Source organism: Bacillus sp. FSL P4-0248, from assembly GCF_038593305.1.
Lineage (GTDB): Bacteria > Bacillota > Bacilli > Bacillales > Bacillaceae > Bacillus > Bacillus safensis.
The window spans coordinates 2,935,730-2,953,300 of the sequence record NZ_CP151983.1 but is presented as its reverse complement, the minus strand read 5'-3'; the positions used below and the strand labels follow the sequence as shown (position 1 = coordinate 2,953,300).

Below are 17,571 nucleotides of genomic sequence, written 5' to 3'. Positions count from 1 at the left end.
AAAGACTGCGGTCAAAAACCTACAGTCTCTTCTTTGGAACCATAATTGTATAACGTACACCTAGATCATCATTTTCAATTGATATGGACGCTTGATGCATTGAAAGAATTCTTTTGACAATGCTTAATCCAATACCGAATTCGCCCTTTTTTCCCTTACTAAAAGGCTCGTATAGGTTGGACAGCATATGTTCTTCAATTGGAGGACCGTCATTACGAATGACAATGCGGATTTGATCCTCTTCCTGTTTCATCTGAATATCAATCTTACTTTTTGCGTACCGAAGTTGATTTTCTAGTACATTCTCAAATAATTTACTCCATTGTTCTGGATCGCCTTCAAGAGCAGCCTCATCATCTAAGTCCACGTTCCACTGCAATTCATTTTTCGACCAGCGTATTCGGTCGACCACTTCCAGCATCGTATTACTGAGTAGGAAGGAAGAATGTGCGGGATGTTGTTTTGATAAATAATCAAGCTTTGTTAAGTACAGCAGATCCTTGATTTTCTTCTCAAGCTTTTCCGCTTCACCTTCAATGACTTCCACCGTTTGTTCAAGATCTCCCTTAGGAAAAATACCATCTTTAATGGACTGAGTGTAGCCGCGGATGACCATGACAGGTGTCTTTAAGTCATGTGAAATATTCTGCAAAAGTGTCCGTTCTGTTTCATCTTTTTGAATGAGTTTTTGTCTCATTTCTTCAATGGTATGACCAAGTTTGCCAATTTCATCTTGCCGGTCAACGATGACAGGATCGTCCCAGTCCTCTTGTGCAATCCGTTTGACGTGCTTTTCAAACGCAACGATTGGTCGGGATAAATAGCGAGCAAGCCAAATCGATGGAATCCAGCTTAGTAAAATAACGGTGCCTAAGATAAAGATCAGCTGTTTAAACAGGGTAAAGGACAGGTCATCTCGATAAGAATCTGGTGCATAGGACAGAAGAATATATTGTGTATTGCCTGATGATACCTTTTTGATGACAAAGAAGATATGCTGGCCGTTCACCTCTTCAGAATACCGTTTCGTTGCGCTTTTTTGTTTTTTCACAAACGATTGGATTTTCTCAATAAAAGCATGCGGAAAAAACTGCGCCATTTGATCTAATTCATCTGATGGGATCAAAATGTGCTGCACGGAGCGGTTTTCCGGTGTCGATTTTGGCGAGCCGTCTCGGTTCAATGGATATTCTGTCAGCACTTGCTGTTCATTTTCAATATTTTTATAAATTTCATTTGTGAAGAAGTCACGTAATGTATTGGAAAATAGAATAATCAGGACAATGGAAATGGTGAGCAAAATGCCAGAGATCACGACCCAAATTTGAAAAGCGAGCGGTTTGTTCTTCATCCTTTAAGCATCCTATAGCCAAATCCATAGATGGTCTCGACCTTTAAGTCGGGCATTTTTTTGCGCAGCCGTCTGACAAGGTCATCCACCACACGATCTGTCCCGAAGTAATCGTGTCCCCAAATCTTGACGAGGATATCTTCACGAGAAAAAGCATGTCCCTGGTGATGTGTAAATAAAAGCAGCAAGTCAAATTCCTTAGAAGTTAAGTTAATGAGCTGTCCCTCTTCATAGACCTCTCTTACATCCTCATGAATGACATAAGAAGAAACTGAAGTGACGCTTTGCTGCGGTGTATCGCTGTTTTTATACACAAGCTCCAGCAGCTTTTGAACCCGAATGATCAGCTCACGCGGAAGAAACGGCTTCGCAATATAATCACTGCTTCCCAGCTCTAAACCGAGGACACGGTCGATATCTGCATCCCGGGCTGAAATGAAAATGACCGGTACGTCAGGTGATGCGGCTTTAATTTCTTTTATGAGGGTATAGCCGTCTGTATCAGGCAGCATGATATCTAAAATCCATAGATGCGGCGGCTTGTTCATTGCCTCGCGTGCCGCTTCTCCGGTTAAAAAAGAGGAGACATTCCAACCTTCACTCTCTAAATATTTGGTTAACAGTTCATTTAAATTTTGTTCATCTTCAACTAAATAAATGGTGTACGACAAAGTCTTCCACATCCTCTCAACGTCATTATAACGGGATACGAAGGCGGCATGTCAACAATCACACGCTTTTTTCACAATTTCACATATTCTTCTCATCATTATCCCATAATGTTTGATTATGATAAGGTCAAGGGAAAAAAGGGCATAGACAAAAGGCGGGTGAATAGGTGCTTTTCATCAATGTGCGCACCTTGCTTTTTTTCTATGAATAAGTATTATATAATTTGACATATTGCCATAAAGTATTTTTCAATGATCTTTCCATTAAGAGGACCTGAGTCCTATCTAGACATATGAATGAAACATGATGTAAAGGAGTGCAAGCGATGGATTTCCGAAGAGAAGATGAAGAGAATAAGATGAATCATCATGAAAACGCGAATCAAGACAATGAAATGAATCAGCAAAAAGATACCTATCCAGAGAATGAGAAACAAATAGACGCACCAGAAAAAGAGAAGGAACTTGTTTTTCATCAGCATGAAAACGAAGCATCTGCCACTCAGGAGAGTGTGACAAATCATTCTCCTCAAATGGTGGATGACCGTGCGTCGAAAAAAGAGAAAAAGCGGAAGGCGGCATGGCTGAGCCCGATTCTTGGAGGAATTATTGGCGGGGGTCTTGTACTTGGCATTACACCGCTTTTGCCGCAGTCACAGGATACAGCTGCCAACACGCAAACGCAGACAGCATCAAGCGAGCCGGCAGCCTCAGATAATTTCTCGACAAAACAAATCACCAATGCCACAAATGTGGCTGATATGGTAGAAGATTTAGAGCCAACCATTGTTGGGGTCTCAAACTATCAATCTACACAAAATTCGTTTGGCCTGAGCGGTGATCAAACAGAAGCTGAAGCTGGAACAGGCTCTGGTGTCATCTTCAAAAAAGATGGCAAAAAAGCGTACATTATTACAAATAACCATGTTGTCGAAGGTGCCAATAAAATCAAGGTCACCCTTTATGATGGAAAAACGAAAGACGCAAAGCTTGTCGGCAGTGATGTCATGACAGATTTAGCCGTTGTTGAAATGAACGCAGACGGTATTGATAAAGTGGCGAGCTTTGGTGATTCTTCTAAGCTTCGTGCTGGAGATAAAGTCATTGCCATTGGGAATCCGCTCGGTGCACAGTTCTCAGGTACTGTGACAGAAGGAATTATTAGTGGTCTTGATCGTACTGTAGAAGCAAATACGTCATCTGGTACGGTGGAGATGAATGTGCTGCAAACAGATGCAGCGATTAACCCAGGAAACAGCGGGGGGCCACTGATCAATACTGACGGTCAAGTCATTGGCATCAACAGCTTGAAAATCAGCGAAAGCGGTGTGGAATCACTCGGATTTGCGATCCCAAGTAACGATGTCAAACCGATTGTAGATGAGCTGTTGAAAAATGGAAAAGTTGAACGTCCATACCTTGGCGTACAAATGATTGACCTTGAGCAAGTGCCTGAGACATATCAGGAAAATACGCTCGGCTTATTTGATAAACAAATCGGCAAAGGCATTTACGTAAAGGATGTTTCAAAAGGTTCACCTGCACAAAAAGCAGGCTTGAAATCTGGAGATGTCATCATCAAGTTCAAAGGGAAAGACGTAGTGAACAGCTCTCAGCTGAAAGAAATTCTTTACAAAGAAACAAAAGTCGGCGATAAAACCACAATGACTGTCATCCGTGAAGGAAAGAACAAAAATCTAGATATTACCCTTGGACAATCAGATAGTGAATAAATAAAAAAACAGGTGGATGTCAACATGTCCGCCTGTTTTTTTGTGCTTATTTTTTTGAAGAGAGTGTCCGTAGAATGATGTGTTCCCACATGTTCCAAGGCAGAAGCTGCTTTGCTGTGAATGAAAGCCGTACGCCTTTTCCAACAAGATATCTCAGCCGTTTCAGCCGCTTCTTTTCTGCTAATCGTACAACAAGCTCCGCCACTTCACCAGGGTCTCCATAGTTGGATTTCTGGGCATCAATATGGGCCATCATCTTTAGATAGAGCTTTGTGTATTTCGATCCTTCTGCTGGCTGAATCATTTGCTCGTTCATGGAGGTGTTCCAAATATTCGTCTGGAAAGAGCCCGGCTCGATCAAGGCCGCCTGTATACCGAACGAAGCCAGTTCAATCCGCAAGCTTTCTGTATAGCCTTCCAACGCAAACTTAGACGATACATATGGAGAAAGTGCAGGCATCCCCATTAACCCGCTGATGCTGCTCATATTGAAAATCTTTGCACCACTCGTCATAAACGGCAGCACTGCTTGGGTCATTTCCATCACACCGAAGACATTCACTTCAAATTGCTGGCGGTACGTGTCGACAGGAACCTCCTCCGCAAAACCAGCAAAGGCTGTTCCCGCATTGTTCACAAGCAGGGTAATGGGTGCATAGGCATGAAGCTTCTTCTGAAATGCTTGAATCGACTGCGTATCGGTCACATCTAACGCTTCAATATGTATCATGCCAGATAAAGAGGCTTGATCAATTTCTTCAGCGAGCTTTTTGGCATTGGTTTCCTGTCTGACGCCGGCAATCACTGTATAGTCCCGCTTGGCGAGACGCATCGTGATGAGCTTGCCAAAGCCGCTATTGGCACCAGTTACAATGGCTGTTCTTTTCATCATCCCATTCTCCTTTTTGTTTCAATTTATCATAGTGCGATGTTTTATTGAATAACGAAAAGGAGCTTGGAGAAGAATAAAAAGCGATGCTGTGAAATAGGAGGAAACACATGATGTGTTGGAAGAAGGCGGGACGAATAGGAGTGCTGCTCTTTATGCTGTCCGGCTGTCAATCAATTGAACCGTTACAACAAACACATGAAGCAGAAGCAGAAAGTCTGTCAGCTGTTCAAATGAAGGAACTGCCATTTCAGCATGTGCATCTGCATGTACAATATGGACAGAAAAACGAATTATACGAAGCGACTTATCGTCAGGCAAGAGGCAAAGAGGAGGCGATCATTCGTGATCATATGAATGGTGTCCGCTATGAAGGAGAAGAAGCCTTGCGCGAAATGAAGATGAAGCTGAATGATATGTCGATTCCTAGTGAAAAGATCAATGAAGTGTATGTAAAGGAACTATTAGCTGCTTTTAATTTAGATGATGATTATCAGCGGATACAGATCGATCTGAAGCTAGAAGATGGGACCAAACGTACATTCCAAAGGAAGAAATAAACGAGAGTTTCTCATTTTTTAATTGAAAATGATTTTCAAGATCACTTAAATCTGATACACTAAATTGAGATAAGTGATCTTTTACGTCTGTACATAGACGATATTTCATATAAAAATTTGGATGAGAAAAGGAGCGTTTGAGCGGAATGAGTGCCATTTCTACTGAAGGTTTAAGCTTAGGCTACGGAGAAACAATGATCATCGATGAACTAAATGTATCAATCCCTAAGGGTGAAATCACAGTATTTATTGGCAGTAATGGATGCGGTAAATCCACGCTACTTCGCTCTTTGGCCCGTCTCATGAAGCCAATGGGTGGTTCTGTCCTGCTTGAAGGTCATTCCATTGCAAAATTACCTACAAAAGAAGTAGCGAAACAACTCGCCATTCTTCCACAAGGACCAGAAGCGCCAGAAGGATTAACCGTGCATCAGTTAGTGAAGCAAGGCAGATATCCTTATCAAAATTGGCTGAAGCAGTGGTCGAAGCAAGATGAAGAAGCAGTGAACCGCGCATTAAAGTCAACAAAGATGGAAGACCTTGCTGACCGGACCGTTGATTCATTATCAGGTGGGCAGAGGCAGCGTGCATGGATTGCGATGACGCTGGCCCAAGAGACCGATATTATTTTGTTAGATGAGCCGACGACATATTTAGACATGACACATCAAATCGAAATTTTGGACCTTCTGTTTGATTTAAATGAGAAAGAGCAGCGCACAATTGTGATGGTTCTTCATGACCTCAATCTTGCATGCAGATATGCTCATCATCTTGTGGCGATTAAAGACAAGTCAATCTATGCAGAAGGCAGACCAGAAACAGTGATTAATTGTGATCTCGTGAAAAATGTCTTTGATATGAATTGCCAAGTGACAACAGATCCTTTATTTGGAACACCATTATGTATTCCGCACGGTAGAGGACGCTGTATTGTGCAGCAAGCGCAAGCTGAAACATTTCTTGCTGCAAGATAATCGTATGTCAAAAGCCTGACATCTGTATCTCACAGAGTCAGGCTTTTTTCTGAAAAAGGAGCGGAATATCAATGGGAAATGAATTAGATGAAAAGCTGAAAGGCTTGCTTGATAAATATACAGAGCTGCTGCTCGGTGAATCAACAGACGAGCTGAAACAAGATGTGAAACAGTGGGTGATCTACTCTCATATTGCAAAAAGCATGCCGCCGCTAGCAAAGCATTTCAATGAAACGTATCCAGAAGCAAAAGAAGAAATCAAACACACGATTCAACGGATCAAACAGTTGAACGAAGCTCATCGCGCCAATAAAGACCGTTAAAAAACTGCCAGCAGCGTGTAGACAAACCCTCGCATTCTTTGTCAGTCCTGTGCGCTGGTGCTCACGAATGTTCAATTCGCTCCGCGCCAGTGCTCGTCCTTCCTAGACTGCAAAGGTTTTCTATCACGCTGAAAAGAAGACAAAGGGCTAAAATAAAAATCATTTTAGCCCTTTATCAACAATTGACTGCCAGCACTAGACTGGCAGTTTTTTTCTTATGACATTTGTGATGAACCGTACGGCGATTGATCTATCAGTGTTTGCTGGAATTTCTGGTGTGCCTGCTGGAGCTTTTGCTGATCAGCGGCTTCAACAGAATACCAGCCATATCGGAACATGACATCATATAAATGTCTTTGTGTTTTCTGTGTTTCCAGTGCAATTCGCTGAATATCCTGATAAAGAGATTCATGACTGAATTCATTGAGCGCTGTGTTGTATCCACTTGTCATATATTTTTCAGTCGACAAGAGATCTGTGACAAAATCACGATCGTTCATGTTGGTTGTTGTGGGAACCGGAGTTTGTGGATTCCCGATTTTTTGTTGGTTTTGCTGTTCCATGTTTTTTCCTCCTATTGCATAAAGCCAGTAGACTGGCCTTGCCCTGAGCTGCCTAAATGCTGAAGAATTTGTGTATAATGCTGATGATGCATTTGCCCAACTTGATTCAATTCTTGTTTCAAGGTTTGATCCTGGCAATGCTCGGCCATAAAATGAGCCTTTTTCATGGCGATCAAGTTCCAGTTGAGCATATCCTCTAAGTACAAGGAATCCTTCACTGAAATGACTTCTGGGGGCATATTCATTTGCTGATTATTCAACATGTGTTCCTCCTTACGATTTTGTTTCCTTACTGATTCTTTTTATATTGCTGATTTTGACTGGTTTTTTTCCCGCCAAGGTCTGCTTCCTGTGATGGACCTGCGTTTCCTTTTACACTTGCAGCACTTACGCCTGCTTTCGATGGGTTTTTCTTCAAACGAGACATGTGGACATCACCTCCATTCTTACAATTCCCTCTCATCTTTAATTCATACGCCGCAAAATAAGGCACACGAGAATGTGTAAATTTTTGAAATCTGCTATTGAACTGTTTCGGAAAATCTTTTAAGATAAAGAAAGAGGCATTGCTTTTTTTTGGACAAAAAATGAATGACTGTTCATTCAAAATGTTTAGGGGGATATTTATGGGCAAACATATTCGCAAGGCGGCTGTCATTGGTTCAGGTGTCATGGGCTCAGGCATTGCTGCACATTTAGCCAATATTGGGATACCAGTTACACTGCTAGATATTGTGCCAAATGAACTGACAAAGGAAGAAACGGCGAAAAAGCGGACGCTTGATCACCCTAGTGTTCGGAATCGATTAAGTCAAGAAGCGATGAAAAAATTATTAAAGCAAAAGCCAGCACCTCTTACTTCAGCAAAAAACCTATCATACATCACACCGGGAAATCTCACAGACCACCTTTCCTTATTACACGATGCTGACTGGATCATTGAAGTCGTCACTGAAAAGCTCAGCATCAAACAACACGTATTCTCTCTCATCGACGAACACCGCAAAGAAGGAAGCATCGTATCAAGCAATACATCCGGTATTTCAGTTGAAAAAATGGCAGAAGGCCGATCAGATGATTTTAAACGCCACTTTTTAGGCACACATTTTTTTAACCCAGCTCGTTATCTAAAACTCTTAGAAGTCATTCCTATTCAAGAAACAGATCCAGAAGTACTGTCATTTATGAAAACATTTGGCGAGGATGTACTCGGCAAAGGTGTGGTTGAAGCAAAGGACACACCGAACTTTATTGCAAACCGCATTGGCACTTATGGACTTCTTGTCACAGTGCGTGAAATGCTTGAGAACAAATACACAATCGGAGAAGTGGATTCTGTCACAGGACCCCTCATTGGAAGACCGAAAAGTGCGACCTTCCGTACACTGGATGTAGTGGGACTCGACACGTTTTCTCATGTGGCACGAAACGTATATGAACAGGTAGAAGGAAAGGAAAAAGAGATTTTTCAGCTGCCTGAGTTTATTGAAAGAATGCTCGAAAAAGGATGGATTGGCAGCAAGGCAGGCCAAGGTTTTTATCAAAAAAATGGGAAGGTCATTTTAGAGCTTGACCCAGTGACGCTCACATATGGAGAACGCACAAAGCTAAAAGATCCAGGCATTGAGATGGCGAAACAGCAAAAGGGTGCAAAAGCAAAGTTGAAAGCGCTTATTTATCAGGATGGCCGTGCAGGGCAATTGCTTTGGAATATGACAGCGCCCGTGCTTCTTTATTCAGCTCATCTAAAAGGTGAAATTGCGGATGATATTCAGTCTATCGATAACGCCATGAAATGGGGATTCGGCTGGCAGCACGGCCCATTTGAGCTGTGGGATGCAATAGGTGTCAAAAAAGCCGCCGAACGCATGGAAGCAGAAGGTCACAGCATCCCAGCGTGGGTGCAAGACATGCTGTCAAAAGGACACGAGACATTCTATCAAGAGAATGCTGATGGAGAGCGAGCGTTTTATCATAACGGGGCTTATGAACAGGAAAAAGGAAACGACAAACATATTTCTTTAGCTAGATTGAAAAAGAAACACGACGTCATCTTCAAAAATTCTGGTGCGAGCCTGATCGATATTGGTGATGATGTCGCCTTGCTCGAATTTCACTCTAAAAGCAATGCCATTGGACTAGATGTCATCGATATGATCAATCGTGCTGTTGATGAGACAGAAAAGAATTATAAAGGGCTTGTCATCGGAAACCAAGGGAAGAACTTCTGTGTTGGCGCTAACCTTGCCCTGATTTTAATGGAAGCACAGGACGACAATTTCTTTGAAATTGACTTTGTGATCAGACGCTTCCAGCAGGCAATGATGAAGGTGAAATATAGCAATCGCCCAGTCGTAGCCGCACCGTTTGGGATGACATTAGGAGGCGGAACAGAAGTTTGTCTGCCGGCAGCAGCTATTCAGGCGTCCAGCGAAACGTACATGGGACTTGTGGAAGCGGGAGTAGGACTGATTCCAGGAGGCGGCGGAAACAAAGAGTTATATCTTCGTCACCTGCAAGGGTCAGTGAAGCCGTCGCAGACGGCTATACAGGATGCCACGCTGAAAACATTTGAAACAATTGCGATGGCAAAAGTATCAACTTCAGCTGAGGAAGCGCGGGATATGAACATGCTCCGCGTGAACGACCGGATCAGTATGAACGGGGATCACCTGATCTATGATGCAAAACAACTGGTGCTCTCTCTTGATGAAGCCGGTTATCGTGCGCCGCTCAAGCAAAAGGTGCCGGTCATGGGAGAAACAGGCTATGCAGCGATGATTTTGGCTGCTGAAAATATGAGACTGTCTGGATACATTTCAGAGCATGACATGACCATTGTAAAAAAATTAGCTCATGTCATTTCCGGCGGGAAACTGCCATTTGGAACAGAGGTAGAGGAGCAATATTTATTAGAGCTTGAAAGAGAAGCCTTTTTAAGTCTTGTAGGAGAAGTGAAATCACAGGCACGTATGCAGCACATGCTCGTCAAAGGAAAACCTTTACGTAACTAAGGGGGAGTCAAAATGAGAGAAGCAGTCATTGTCGCTGGCGCAAGAACACCAGTAGGAAAGGCGAAAAAAGGATCGTTAAAACATGTCCGGCCTGATGATATGGGCGCATTATGTGTAAAAGAAACGTTAAAGCGTGCCGGTGAATACGACGGACAGATAGATGATTTAATCATTGGCTGTGCAACGCCAGAAGCAGAGCAGGGGTTAAATGTGGCGCGGAATATTGGGGCATTAGCGGGACTGCCTTATACAGTACCTGCCATCACCATAAACCGTTACTGCTCGTCTGGTCTTCAATCTATCGCTTATGCGGGTGAACGTATTATGCTCGGGCAGGCAGACACGATTTTAGCCGGAGGAGTCGAATCAATGTCGCAGGTGCCGATGATGGGTCATTCTATTCGTCCAAATGCTCTCTTGGCAGAGCAAGCACCTGAATACTACATGAGCATGGGTCACACGGCAGAGCAAGTGGCGCAAAAGTATCAGGTTACACGTCAAGATCAGGATGCCTTTGCGGTGAGAAGTCATCAAAAGGCAGCAAAGGCACTTCAAGAAGGGAAATTTTCAGATGAAATTGTACCCGTTGATGTAACAGAGCGACGGGTAGGAGATCAATATCAATTAGAAGAGCATCAATTCACGTTCTCACAGGATGAAGGTGTGAGAGCAGGCACAACGGAGGAGATTCTTTCCACATTGCGTCCAGCCTTCTCAACAAAAGGCACGGTGACCGCAGGGAACTCTTCGCAGACAAGTGACGGGGCTGCGTGTGTGATGATGATGGACCGCGAGAAAGCATCCTCACTTTCTCTTCAGCCGCTCGCTAAATTCAGAGCATTTGCTGTTGGCGGTGTACCGCCTGAAGTGATGGGAATCGGTCCGGTTGAAGCCATTCCGCGTGCGCTGAAAATCGCTGGACTTGAGCTGAAGGATATTGGCCTGTTTGAATTAAACGAAGCGTTTGCTTCTCAGGCAATTCAAGTCATTCGCCATTTAGGAATTGATGAGGAAAAGGTGAATGTCAATGGCGGGGCCATTGCGCTCGGACATCCGCTCGGCTGTACAGGAACGAAACTAACGCTGTCACTGATTCATGAAATGAAACGGCGAAACGAGCAATTTGGCATTGTCACAATGTGTATCGGCGGGGGCATGGGAGCAGCAGGCATTTTTGAATTGATCTAAAGGGGGAAATCAGGATGAAAGCATTGGAAGATGTAAAAAAGGGTGGAAGCTTTTTAATTGATGAGACGAATTATGAGCATATTTTTACACCGGAGGATTTCTCTGATGAACATCAAATGATTGGAAAAACAACAGAGGATTATATTTTACAAGATGTTGTTCCGCATATTGATCAAATTGAAAACCATGAGTTCGAGCATTCGGTCAGGCTTCTCAAAAAGGCTGGTGAGCTTGGACTTTTAGGAGCCGATGTGCCTGAAGAATTCGGCGGGCTTGGATTAGATAAAATCAGTTCAGCGATCATTACTGAAAAATTCGCTAGAGCAGGAAGCTTCTCACTTTCCTATGGTGCTCATGTCGGTATTGGTTCTCTGCCGATCGTGCTCTTCGGAAATCAAGCGCAAAAGGAAACGTACCTGCCTGGACTCGCCTCTGGTGAAACCATTGCGGCGTACGCACTCACTGAGCCAGGATCAGGCTCTGACGCTCTTGGAGCAAAAACAACCGCAGTTCTGAATGAAGCAGGTACTCATTATGTCCTGAATGGAGAAAAGCAGTGGATCACAAACTCCGCATTTGCCGATGTCTTTGTTGTGTATGCGAAGATTGATGGTGAACACTTCTCTGCTTTTATCGTCGAAAAGGATTTTCCAGGTGTCAAAACGGGACCTGAGGAGAAAAAGATGGGCATTAAAGGATCATCGACAAGAACATTAATTCTTGAAGATGCCCAAGTACCGAAGGAGAATTTGCTCGGTGAAGCCGGCAGAGGTCATGTGATTGCCTTTAACATTTTGAATATTGGGCGCTATAAGCTGGCAGTCGGCACAATCGGTGCATCAAAGCGCGTCATTCAATTGTCGGCAGAATATGCGAACCAGCGTAAGCAGTTCAAAACACCAATTTCTCAATTCAGCTTAATTGGTGAAAAAGCAGCCAATATGTCAGCAAAGCTCTATGCGATGGAAAGTGCAGTTTACCGCACGGTTGGATTATTTGAACAGCGGATGGGGCTCTTAAGTGATGAAGAGCAAAAAGACGGCAAACAAATTGCCCAATCCATTGCGGAATATGCGATTGAATGTTCTCTCTGTAAAGTGCTCGGCTCTGAAACGTTAGATTATATTGTGGATGAAGGCGTGCAGATTCACGGCGGATATGGATTCATGCAAGAATACGAGGTCGAAAGAGCCTATCGCGACTCACGAATTAACCGGATTTTTGAAGGGACAAACGAAATCAACCGTTTGCTTGTACCAGGTACATTCTTGAAGAAAGCGATGAAAGGAGAGCTTCCGCTGCTTCAAAAAGCGCAAACCTTACAGGAAGAGCTGATGATGATGATGCCGGAAGAGCCAGGCGATCAGCCGCTCGATCAAGAAAAATATTTGCTCGCCCATGCGAAAAAGATCGCCTTAATGGTGGCTGGTATGGCAGCCATGAAATACGGGAAAGCCTTAGACAAAGAGCAAGAAATTCTTGTGAACATAGCCGATATCGTCAATGAAATTTTTGCTGCTGAATCAGCGGTTCTGCGTACAGAAAAGGCAATCGCTGCAACAGGGGCAGAAAAGAATGAACAAAAGCTTGCTTACACACAAATTTTCACGCAGGAGGCTTTCTTAAAGATTGAAGCCCATGCAAAAGAATCCTTGATTGCGATGGAGGAAGGAGATTCACTCCGCATGAGCCTGTCAGCCCTTCGCAAGCTGACAAGATTTACGCCGATCAATGTCATCGCCAAAAAGCGCGAAGTGGCAAAACGAATCTTTGAAGCAGAGAAATATATCGTATAAGGGCGGGTTAAAGGTGCGGATATCACTCCGCACCTTTTTGTAAGCATACATTTAGGTTTTTAAAATATTTTGTGATAAAATGTTGTCACAATTTGCAGGAGGTGAAAATGGTGGCTTTAGATTTTTACGAATACCCATCTTGCGGTACATGCCGAAAAGCAAAAAAGTGGCTGGAAGCACACAATAAAGACATCAACAGCATACATATCGTCGAAGAGACGCCTGATAAAGAAACATTAAAAGCCCTTTACGAAAAAAGCGGTTTAGAGCTGAAGAAATTCTTTAATACAAGCGGGCAAAAATACCGGGAGCTGCAGCTGAAAGATCAACTTCCTGCAATGTCAGAGGACGAGCAGCTAGAATTACTCGCGTCTAACGGAATGCTGATTAAGCGCCCGATTACAACAGACGGAAAACGAGTCACGGTAGGATTTAATGAAGATACATTTAAAAGCGTCTGGAAATGATGTAACTTTCATTCAGATTGTGGTATCTTCAATATAGATTGTAAGAAAAGACTGGAGGGGTATTGAATGAGCACACCAAAAGATTTACGTTATTCAGAAGAACATGAATGGGTCAAAGTAGAAGGAGATAAGGTGCGTATCGGTATTACGCATTTTGCTCAATCTGAGCTGGGCGATATCGTGTTCGTTGAGCTTCCTGAAGTAGGAGACAAAATCACAGCGGACGAGCCTTTCGGAAGTGTAGAATCAGTGAAAACAGTTTCTGAACTTTATGCACCGATCAATGGCACAATTGTTGAAGTGAACGATGAGCTGGATGACAGCCCAGAATTCGTCAACGACTCTCCATACGAAAAGGCATGGATGATCGTTGTAGAACCAGCTGATGCATCTGAAATCGAGAACTTAATGACGGCTGAGCAATATGAAGAAATGACAAAAGAAGACTAATTCATGTGAAATTGGACACTCTACCTTTATGGGGGGGTGTCCAATTTGTCTTTTCAAAAAGAACAGGTGGATATAACAGAGCATGTCACTGGACGATTCAAAGAAAGCGGCATGGTGCTTTATCATCAAAATGAAGAGATTGGCACGATGATTAGTGAAAACCAATATGAGCTGAAATCGGGATATTCCTATGATCAAAATCGTTTTTATCGTTTAACGGACACATTAACCGATGGGACAGAAAAATATGTTGACTGTGACGATGAAAATGGCTGGTGCTAATCACAGATGAGACTGCAGTGAACAGAAGCTGCAGTCTTTTTGATGACGAGGCGCTCAATCTTTACAACCTGAATGAAAGATTGTAATCTAAGGAAGAAGTGAATCAACGTCAAAAGGGCCGGGTGATCGTGATGAATGTCGAGATAGAAAAGGTCATCATTGTAGAAGGTAAAACAGACAAACAAAAGCTAAAAGAAGTCATAAGTGAACCTGTTACCATCATTTGCACCAATGGCACGATCAGTACATCGAAGCTGGATCAGCTTGTGGACGATTTATTGGGGAAAGACGTTTACATATTAGCTGACAGTGACGATGCAGGCGACAAACTGCGGAAGCAATTTCGAAAAGAATTCCCTGAAGCACTTCATCTTTTTGTCGACAGAACGTACCGCGAAGTGGCCGCTTCACCGTCAGCCCACATTGCATCTATCCTATTAGCTGCAAACATTGATGTTCATTCGAAATATTTATGAGGGTGGACGTATATGAAAGAGATTGAAGAACACGAATTCAAGGAGATAGAGGACGATTTATTTCTTTTATACTTATATACACCGTTTTGCGGAACATGCCAGCTGGCAAAGAAAATGCTGGCAGTCGTAGACGCCATGCAGCCGGATGTACCATTTTACGAAAACAATTTAAACTATTCACCAGGCTTTGCGAAAGCATTTGAAATCGAGAGTGTTCCTTGCTTTCTCCTGTTTAAAAAAGGTGAATTGGTGCAAAAAGGCTATGCCTTTCACTCAGTTCCATATCTTCATGAAATGATTGAAACCGCTAAATAAAGCGGTTTTTTGTCATATTTCAAGAAATTCATTTGAAAATTTGTCGAGTTATTTATAAAGGACAAGCAGATGTTTGTAGAGAAATGTTATGTATAACCAAATGACAGGGAGGTTATACATGTGGAAAATGTGAAAGCCCATGGTAACACAGGGCAGCGTTTATTATTAAAACCGCTGCTCTCATCATCATCCTTGAAGATTACATTTGAGGCGGAAACTGACTCTTGTACATTGATTGTGGATGAACGTGGTGAAGTGAAGAAACTACCTGCAATTGAGTTATCGGATCTCATCTTTTATGGTGAGAGGAAAGAAATTCTTCAATTATTAGACGGAGATATGTCCTTACAGCAGTTAATCAGCAGGGGACAAGTCAAAGTCAAAGGGTCATTCCGTGCGCTCCTTAGACTAGAGGCAGTGCTTTGGCTGACGAACGGTTTTTTTCGAAAAATGATAACGTAGTTGTTTACTTGGAAATTAGCGATTTACAGCGTTGACATATCTCGGGTAGCATGATATTCTACGTTAGTAAAAACATGAACATCACATAAAACAGCATATTTTCTCTTATTAAGAGAGGTGGAGGGACGTGCCCTATGAAACCCGGCAACCGTCAGCATAGCTGAAATTGGTGCCAATTCACTCAAAGCCGCAGCGCTTTGAAAGATGAGAGAAAGGCGTAATTGACATAAAAGGCCTTTCTGCTTGCGTTGCAGTTAGGTCTTTTTTACTGACCTGGCGTCAGGCTAGAGTCATGACAGAAAGAAGAATAAATAACGTATGTGATGGCAACCTATAGATTCAGCAAGAAAGCAGGTGATCAGACTGTGATTCATTTACAGAATGTATCAAAAACGTACCATTCAAAAAGCGGAAATGTTGATGCCGTGAAAGACGTCAACCTGGATATTGATAAAGGTGAAATATTCGGAATTATCGGGTATAGCGGTGCAGGAAAAAGCTCGCTTATTCGCCTATTAAACGGTCTGGAGCTGCCAACAGAAGGTATTGTTGAAGTGGCAGGCAACCGGATCAATGAAGTATCGAATGCGAAACTTCGGAAAGCAAGACAAGAAATCAGCATGATCTTCCAGCACTTTAATTTGCTTTGGTCAAGAACGGTGAGACAAAATATTATGTTCCCGCTTGAGATCGCAGGTGTACCGACATCAAAACGGAGAGAGCGTGCGAATGAACTGATTAAATTGGTCGGTTTAGAAGGAAAAGAAAATGCGTATCCGTCTCAGCTGAGCGGCGGGCAAAAACAGCGTGTCGGCATTGCGAGAGCATTAGCGAATGATCCAAAGGTTCTTCTATGTGACGAAGCGACATCTGCGCTAGATCCGCAAACGACCGATTCGATCCTTGAGCTTTTGGCGGATATCAATAAACGATTAGGGCTCACGATTGTGCTCATTACACACGAAATGCACGTCATTCGCAAAATTTGTCATCGCGTCGCGGTCATGGAAAATGGACGTATTGTCGAAGAAGGCGAAGTATTACGTGTCTTCAGACAGCCGAAAGAAGAAATGACGAAGCGATTTGTGAAACAGCTTGCTGAACCAGAGGAAGCGAAAGAAACAATTGAGCATGTCCTTGAGCGAGTAAAAGAAGGTCAGGTCGTACGGTTGTCCTTTATCGGAGATTCTGCCGAGCAGCCGCTGATCACTGAAATCATTCGATCCTTCAACGTCGATGTGAACATCCTTCAAGGGAAGATTTCTCAAACGCAGGAAGGCGCGTTTGGAACACTCTTTATCCACATTAATGGAGAAGAGACCGAGGTAGAAAAAGCCATCGCCTATATCCAAAGCAAACAGGTTGAAATCGAGGTGATGACACATGTTTGAGAAATGGTTTCCGAACGTTGATTTAGACGTCATCTGGAGTGCAACAGGTGAAACAGTGTATATGACACTCATTTCATTGGCATTTGCTTTTGCCATTGGTATCATCCTTGGACTATTACTCTTTCTAACGAGTAAAGGCGGTCTTTGGGAAAATAAACCGATTAATGCTGTCATCGGCGCTGTCGTCAACATTTTCAGATCGATTCCTTTTATCATTTTAATTATTCTATTATTAGGATTTACAAAACTCATTATGGGCACGATTCTTGGCCCAAATGCAGCACTCCCTGCCCTTGTCATAGGGTCAGCTCCATTCTATGCACGTCTTGTCGAAATTGCACTGCGTGAGGTAGACAAAGGAGTCATTGAAGCAGCACGATCAATGGGAGCGAAAACGTCGACAATCATTTTCAAAGTATTGCTGCCAGAATCATTGCCAGCCCTTATTTCAGGTATTACCGTAACAGCAATTGCTTTGATTGGCTCTACTGCGATTGCAGGAGCAATTGGAGCAGGCGGACTTGGTGACCTCGCCTATGTGGAAGGGTACCAATCTGGTAATACAGATGTCACACTTGTAGCTACTGTGTTTATTCTCATCATCGTCTTTATTATTCAAATAATCGGTGATTTGATTACAAATAAAATTGATAAACGTTAAGG

Annotated in this window: 21 protein-coding genes and 1 riboswitch; of the genes, 15 read left to right on the top strand and 6 right to left on the bottom strand. The window is 43.0% G+C overall.

The window, feature by feature from the left end:
* Positions 1-19 precede the first annotated feature (19 nt).
* The gene (locus NST65_RS15310; RefSeq protein ID WP_034280863.1) at positions 20-1,351 is read right to left on the bottom strand and encodes a HAMP domain-containing sensor histidine kinase; all 1,332 of its coding nucleotides are present in this window, start codon (positions 1,349-1,351) and stop codon (positions 20-22) included.
* A complete protein-coding gene (locus tag NST65_RS15305) occupies positions 1,348-2,022 on the bottom strand; it encodes a response regulator transcription factor (protein ID WP_034280861.1) in 675 nt (224 codons plus the stop codon). Before NST65_RS15305 ends, NST65_RS15310 begins: the two co-directional genes overlap by 4 nt.
* A gap of 326 nt (positions 2,023-2,348) precedes the next feature.
* Between NST65_RS15305 and NST65_RS15300 the strand changes: the two genes are divergently transcribed.
* A complete protein-coding gene (locus NST65_RS15300) occupies positions 2,349-3,755 on the top strand; it encodes a trypsin-like peptidase domain-containing protein (RefSeq protein ID WP_034280859.1) in 1,407 nt (468 codons plus the stop codon).
* Between the two features lie 46 nt (positions 3,756-3,801).
* Here the strand turns inward: NST65_RS15300 and NST65_RS15295 are convergent, their stop codons facing one another.
* Positions 3,802-4,644, bottom strand: a complete 843-nt coding sequence (locus NST65_RS15295) for an oxidoreductase (protein ID WP_081124815.1) — start codon at positions 4,642-4,644, stop codon at positions 3,802-3,804.
* A 113-nt stretch (positions 4,645-4,757) separates the two neighbouring features.
* On the opposite strand from NST65_RS15295, the gene NST65_RS15290 reads away from it, so the two are divergent.
* The 3 genes from NST65_RS15290 (at position 4,758) to NST65_RS15280 (ending at position 6,504) form a co-directional block, all read left to right on the top strand.
* Positions 4,758-5,204 (top strand): YusW family protein, encoded by a 447-nt coding sequence (locus NST65_RS15290; RefSeq protein WP_170825857.1) that lies wholly within the window; start codon positions 4,758-4,760, stop codon positions 5,202-5,204.
* 146 nt (positions 5,205-5,350) lie between these two features.
* On the top strand, positions 5,351-6,181 hold the full coding sequence (locus tag NST65_RS15285) for an ABC transporter ATP-binding protein (protein WP_008347057.1): 831 nt from the start codon (positions 5,351-5,353) through the stop codon (positions 6,179-6,181).
* Between the two features lie 71 nt (positions 6,182-6,252).
* A complete protein-coding gene (locus NST65_RS15280) occupies positions 6,253-6,504 on the top strand; it encodes a YusU family protein (protein WP_034280853.1) in 252 nt (83 codons plus the stop codon).
* A 215-nt stretch (positions 6,505-6,719) separates the two neighbouring features.
* Here the strand turns inward: NST65_RS15280 and NST65_RS15275 are convergent, their stop codons facing one another.
* Genes NST65_RS15275 through NST65_RS15265 form a run of 3 tightly spaced genes read right to left on the bottom strand, consistent with a single transcriptional unit; the run spans position 6,720 to position 7,494 of the window.
* Positions 6,720-7,067 (bottom strand): spore coat protein, encoded by a 348-nt coding sequence (locus NST65_RS15275; RefSeq protein WP_065215193.1) that lies wholly within the window; start codon positions 7,065-7,067, stop codon positions 6,720-6,722.
* A gap of 11 nt (positions 7,068-7,078) precedes the next feature.
* Positions 7,079-7,330, bottom strand: coding sequence for a hypothetical protein (locus tag NST65_RS15270; protein ID WP_048237393.1), 252 nt, complete (start codon positions 7,328-7,330; stop codon positions 7,079-7,081).
* 26 nt (positions 7,331-7,356) lie between these two features.
* A complete protein-coding gene (locus NST65_RS15265) occupies positions 7,357-7,494 on the bottom strand; it encodes a YuzL family protein (protein WP_003212904.1) in 138 nt (45 codons plus the stop codon).
* A gap of 199 nt (positions 7,495-7,693) precedes the next feature.
* Between NST65_RS15265 and NST65_RS15260 the strand changes: the two genes are divergently transcribed.
* The 11 genes from NST65_RS15260 to NST65_RS15210 all read left to right on the top strand — a co-directional run bounded on the left by NST65_RS15260 (position 7,694) and on the right by NST65_RS15210 (position 17,569).
* Positions 7,694-10,081 carry a 3-hydroxyacyl-CoA dehydrogenase/enoyl-CoA hydratase family protein gene (locus NST65_RS15260; RefSeq protein WP_065215194.1) on the top strand — a complete coding sequence of 796 codons (2,388 nt, stop codon included), beginning with the start codon at positions 7,694-7,696 and terminating at the stop codon, positions 10,079-10,081.
* Positions 10,082-10,093: 12 nt separating this feature from the next.
* The gene (locus NST65_RS15255) at positions 10,094-11,269 is read left to right on the top strand and encodes an acetyl-CoA C-acetyltransferase (protein ID WP_041115740.1); all 1,176 of its coding nucleotides are present in this window, start codon (positions 10,094-10,096) and stop codon (positions 11,267-11,269) included.
* 14 nt (positions 11,270-11,283) lie between these two features.
* Complete coding sequence (locus NST65_RS15250; RefSeq protein ID WP_034280847.1) at positions 11,284-13,065, top strand: acyl-CoA dehydrogenase family protein; 1,782 nt, start codon at positions 11,284-11,286, stop codon at positions 13,063-13,065.
* Between the two features lie 110 nt (positions 13,066-13,175).
* Positions 13,176-13,532: an arsenate reductase family protein gene (locus NST65_RS15245; protein WP_024423406.1), complete on the top strand. Its 357-nt coding sequence runs from the start codon at positions 13,176-13,178 to the stop codon at positions 13,530-13,532.
* 66 nt (positions 13,533-13,598) lie between these two features.
* Positions 13,599-13,982, top strand: a complete 384-nt coding sequence (gene gcvH, locus NST65_RS15240; RefSeq protein WP_008347039.1) for a glycine cleavage system protein GcvH — start codon at positions 13,599-13,601, stop codon at positions 13,980-13,982.
* Between the two features lie 45 nt (positions 13,983-14,027).
* Positions 14,028-14,264, top strand: a complete 237-nt coding sequence (locus tag NST65_RS15235; RefSeq protein WP_039181284.1) for a YusG family protein — start codon at positions 14,028-14,030, stop codon at positions 14,262-14,264.
* 131 nt (positions 14,265-14,395) lie between these two features.
* Positions 14,396-14,740 (top strand): toprim domain-containing protein, encoded by a 345-nt coding sequence (locus tag NST65_RS15230; RefSeq protein WP_034281437.1) that lies wholly within the window; start codon positions 14,396-14,398, stop codon positions 14,738-14,740.
* Between the two features lie 12 nt (positions 14,741-14,752).
* Complete coding sequence (locus tag NST65_RS15225; protein WP_024426005.1) at positions 14,753-15,055, top strand: thioredoxin family protein; 303 nt, start codon at positions 14,753-14,755, stop codon at positions 15,053-15,055.
* Positions 15,056-15,175: 120 nt separating this feature from the next.
* Positions 15,176-15,517 carry an SCP2 sterol-binding domain-containing protein gene (locus NST65_RS15220; RefSeq protein WP_024423403.1) on the top strand — a complete coding sequence of 114 codons (342 nt, stop codon included), beginning with the start codon at positions 15,176-15,178 and terminating at the stop codon, positions 15,515-15,517.
* Positions 15,518-15,619: 102 nt separating this feature from the next.
* A riboswitch (SAM riboswitch) is annotated at positions 15,620-15,728 on the top strand.
* Positions 15,729-15,882: 154 nt separating this feature from the next.
* Positions 15,883-16,908 (top strand): methionine ABC transporter ATP-binding protein, encoded by a 1,026-nt coding sequence (locus tag NST65_RS15215; RefSeq protein WP_024423402.1) that lies wholly within the window; start codon positions 15,883-15,885, stop codon positions 16,906-16,908.
* A complete protein-coding gene (locus NST65_RS15210; protein ID WP_111926693.1) occupies positions 16,901-17,569 on the top strand; it encodes a methionine ABC transporter permease in 669 nt (222 codons plus the stop codon). Before NST65_RS15215 ends, NST65_RS15210 begins: the two co-directional genes overlap by 8 nt.
* Positions 17,570-17,571: the final 2 nt, after the last annotated feature.

Bases quoted from the DNA above. Each gene is read 5' to 3' on its own strand.
- NST65_RS15210 (WP_111926693.1), top strand. From the start codon at position 16,901: ATGTTTGAGAAATGGTTTCCGAACGTTGATTTAGACGTCATCTGGAGT.
- NST65_RS15310 (WP_034280863.1), bottom strand. From the start codon at position 1,351: ATGAAGAACAAACCGCTCGCTTTTCAAATTTGGGTCGTGATCTCTGGC.
- NST65_RS15275 (WP_065215193.1), bottom strand. From the start codon at position 7,067: ATGGAACAGCAAAACCAACAAAAAATCGGGAATCCACAAACTCCGGTT.
- NST65_RS15285 (WP_008347057.1), top strand. From the start codon at position 5,351: ATGAGTGCCATTTCTACTGAAGGTTTAAGCTTAGGCTACGGAGAAACA.
- NST65_RS15255 (WP_041115740.1), top strand. From the start codon at position 10,094: ATGAGAGAAGCAGTCATTGTCGCTGGCGCAAGAACACCAGTAGGAAAG.
- NST65_RS15295 (WP_081124815.1), bottom strand. From the start codon at position 4,644: ATGAAAAGAACAGCCATTGTAACTGGTGCCAATAGCGGCTTTGGCAAG.
- NST65_RS15270 (WP_048237393.1), bottom strand. From the start codon at position 7,330: ATGTTGAATAATCAGCAAATGAATATGCCCCCAGAAGTCATTTCAGTG.
- NST65_RS15300 (WP_034280859.1), top strand. From the start codon at position 2,349: ATGGATTTCCGAAGAGAAGATGAAGAGAATAAGATGAATCATCATGAA.
- NST65_RS15260 (WP_065215194.1), top strand. From the start codon at position 7,694: ATGGGCAAACATATTCGCAAGGCGGCTGTCATTGGTTCAGGTGTCATG.
- gcvH (WP_008347039.1), top strand. From the start codon at position 13,599: ATGAGCACACCAAAAGATTTACGTTATTCAGAAGAACATGAATGGGTC.
- NST65_RS15230 (WP_034281437.1), top strand. From the start codon at position 14,396: ATGAATGTCGAGATAGAAAAGGTCATCATTGTAGAAGGTAAAACAGAC.
- NST65_RS15265 (WP_003212904.1), bottom strand. From the start codon at position 7,494: ATGTCTCGTTTGAAGAAAAACCCATCGAAAGCAGGCGTAAGTGCTGCA.
- NST65_RS15250 (WP_034280847.1), top strand. From the start codon at position 11,284: ATGAAAGCATTGGAAGATGTAAAAAAGGGTGGAAGCTTTTTAATTGAT.
- NST65_RS15280 (WP_034280853.1), top strand. From the start codon at position 6,253: ATGGGAAATGAATTAGATGAAAAGCTGAAAGGCTTGCTTGATAAATAT.
- NST65_RS15290 (WP_170825857.1), top strand. From the start codon at position 4,758: ATGTGTTGGAAGAAGGCGGGACGAATAGGAGTGCTGCTCTTTATGCTG.
- NST65_RS15225 (WP_024426005.1), top strand. From the start codon at position 14,753: ATGAAAGAGATTGAAGAACACGAATTCAAGGAGATAGAGGACGATTTA.